Here is a 2,816-nt window from a genome sequence, read left to right as displayed (position 1 = left end):
CATCTGCGACGAGTGCATCGATCTCTGCAACGAGATCATCGAAGAGGAGCGGCCGGGCTGCCCCGAAACCCCCCACAGCGACCACAGACGAGCCGAGATCGGAAGGACGAGAGACGAAGCCTGGGCACATGCGGTAGGAAAGATCAGCCGAGGGCTGGCCGTAACCGTCGACTACGGGCACCTGCGGGAACGCCGCCCGATCGACGGGACGTTGACCGGTTACCGGGGTGGGCGACAGGTGCCTCCGGTGCCGGACGGGTCGAGGACGTGACCGCGCACGTGGCCATGGACTCGGTCGCCTCCGCCGGTGCGGCTGTCGCGCGGTGTGCGTACTCCCTGGTCTCGCAGCGGGAGGCGCTGCGGGCGCTCGGGGCGGACGGCGGCCGACCGCCGCTCAGCCTGGCCGGTACCGACCCGGCCGGCTACGTGCGGGCGCTGGCCGCCGCGTCGGCGGTGGCCGAGCTGACCGACCCGGCCGGGCTCGGGGGGGCACTGGTGGTTGCGCCAGCCGGTCGGCATCCCGCTCGCGGCGGCCGTGGCACGATGACGGGCATGACCACCGACGCCGGGGACCTCCGTGAACTGACCGTCGGCACCGGGGCCGGCCTGGTGGCCGGCACCGGCGATCAGCAGCTCGGCACCGACATGGTGTTGAACATCGGCCCGCAGCACCCCTCCACGCACGGCGTGCTGCGGTTGAAGCTGGTGCTGGACGGCGAACGGGTGATCGCCTGCGAACCGATCATCGGCTACATGCACCGGGGCGCGGAGAAGCTCTTCGAGGTACGCGACTACCGGCAGATCATCGTGCTGGCCAACCGGCACGACTGGCTCTCGGCGTTCTCGAACGAGCTGGGTGTGGTGCTCGCGGTGGAACGCCTGATGGGCATGGAGGTGCCGGAGCGGGCGACCTGGCTGCGGATGGCCCTCGCGGAGCTGAACCGGGTGCTCAACCACCTGATGTTCCTGGGCTCCTACCCGTTGGAGATCGGCGCGATCACGCCGGTCTTCTACGCCTTCCGGGAACGGGAGACCATCCAGGCGGTGATGGAGGAGGTCTCCGGCGGGCGGATCCACTACATGTTCAACCGGGTGGGCGGCCTGAAGGAGGAGGTGCCGTACGGCTGGACCGGCCGGGCACGGGCGGCGATCGGTGAGGTACGCCGGCGGCTGCCCGACCTGGACCACCTGATCCGGCGCAACGAGATCTTCCTGGCCCGCACCGTGGGCGTGGGCGTGCTCTCCGCCGCGGATGCCGCCGCGTTCGGCGCGTCCGGGCCGGTGGCCCGGGCCTCCGGGCTCGATCTGGATCTGCGCCGCGACGACCCCTACCTGGCGTACGACGAGTTGGACGTGCCGGTGGTCACCCGCACCGCCGGGGACTGCCACGCCCGCTTCGAGGTGCTGCTCGACCAGGTGTACGCCTCGCTGGACCTCGCCGAGCAGTGCCTGGACCGGGTGGACCGGCTGACCGGGCCGATCAACACCCGGCTGCCGAAGGTGCTCAAGGCGCCGGAGGGGCACACGTACGCGTGGACGGAGAACCCGCTCGGCATCAACGGCTACTACCTGGTGTCGCGGGGCGAGAAGACGCCCTGGCGGTTGAAGCTGCGCACCGCCTCGTACGCCAACGTGCAGGCGTTGGCCACTCTGCTCCCCGGCTGTCTCGTGCCGGACCTGATCGCCATCCTCGGCTCGATGTTCTTCGTGGTCGGCGACATCGACAAGTGAGCCGGACGGGCGGGGTCAGCGCCAGCGGTCGGTGACCGGGGCGCCACCGGCGCGTGGCACGTCGTCCTGCGGCGGGTAGCCGTACCGCTCGTCGACCCGGCGCCGACGACCCGCTCCGGCGCGGGCTCCGCCTGGTGGCCCCGCTGGCGCGGTGGGCGCCACTCGTCCGGCACCGGCACGCCGCCCACGGGCAGCGCCGGCCGGCCCGGCGGTTCGCCCGCTCGTCGCGCCAGCCGCCGTCGTGGTAGTGTCGCCGCGCCGGCTCGTCCCGGTGGTACGACTCGCGCTCGCCGTACCGGCCGGCGTCCTCGTACCGGCCGGCGTCCTCGTACCGGCCGGCGTCCTCGTGGCGGACGGAGGCCCAACGGTCCGCCATCCGGTACTCGGTGCCGGCGGAGTCGGCGTGCACCTCGGCCCGGCGTTCCCCGACGTGCAGCTCACGGCCGTTCTCGTCGTCGCGGGCGGCCACCCACCGGTCGCCGGCCCGCATCTGCGACCAGAACTCGCCGGTGTCGTCGGCGCGCAGCGGCGGCCCGGACTGCGGCGCGGCGGCGCTTCCCCGGCCGGCTTCACGGTGCTCCGACCGTCCGCGCTCGTCGCGCTGGGATCGGGGAGTCCAGGCGGGTTCGTCGGGTTGGGCGTACGCGTCGCGCTGGCCGGTCGACTGCGGCTCGTCGCGCCGGGCCCGCCAATCGGGCTCGGCGTCGACGTCGGGCCCCTCCCGGTCGGCACCCCGACCGGAGCCGGGTCGGTCCCGGTCGTCGGCGTACCCGGACCAGGGGCGGTCCTCCGCCTCGCCGCGTGGGCGGTCGGCCGGACGGGAGCGCTCGTCGGCGCCGCCGCCCCGGGTCCACTCCTGCGCCGGCGCGGTCCACTGGCCGGCGTACCCGCCGCCGTACCGGGTGGCGGTCTCCGGCGGCCCGCCGTCGACCACGGTGTGCCGGGTGTGACGTGCACGGTCTCGGTGTGCCGGACCACGCCGGCCGGTCGGTGCGCCGGCTCGGGGCGGTCGTGCTCACGGGGGGCGGGCCGAGCCGTAGCGGGTGGCGGCGGGGCCTTCGGCGCCGTACACCCCGGCGGCGGGT

The 2,816-nt window shown here is 74.1% G+C and carries 1 protein-coding gene and 2 pseudogenes; all 3 read left to right on the top strand.

Annotation, left to right across the window (positions count from 1 at the left end; translation table 11 throughout):
* Window positions 1–547, top strand: a pseudogene (locus JNW91_RS30870) (SAM-dependent methyltransferase); the annotation flags it as partial.
* Window positions 544–1,731, top strand: coding sequence for an NADH-quinone oxidoreductase subunit D (locus JNW91_RS30865; protein ID WP_203178985.1), 1,188 nt, complete (start codon window positions 544–546; stop codon window positions 1,729–1,731). The pseudogene JNW91_RS30870 and the gene JNW91_RS30865, both read left to right, overlap by 4 nt.
* A 271-nt stretch (window positions 1,732–2,002) precedes the next feature.
* Window positions 2,003–2,816: pseudogene (locus tag JNW91_RS30860) on the top strand (hypothetical protein); the annotation flags it as partial.

Origin of the sequence: Micromonospora parastrephiae, from assembly GCF_016802865.1 — a bacterium.
In the GTDB taxonomy this organism is placed as follows: Bacteria; Actinomycetota; Actinomycetes; order Mycobacteriales; family Micromonosporaceae; genus Micromonospora; species Micromonospora parastrephiae.
Note: the sequence above shows the minus strand (reverse complement) of the source record. Positions and strands in the feature narration are given on the sequence as shown.

Excerpts from the sequence above, each read along its gene's own strand:
- JNW91_RS30865 (WP_203178985.1), top strand. The coding sequence starts at position 544 with ATGACGGGCATGACCACCGACGCCGGGGACCTCCGTGAACTGACCGTC.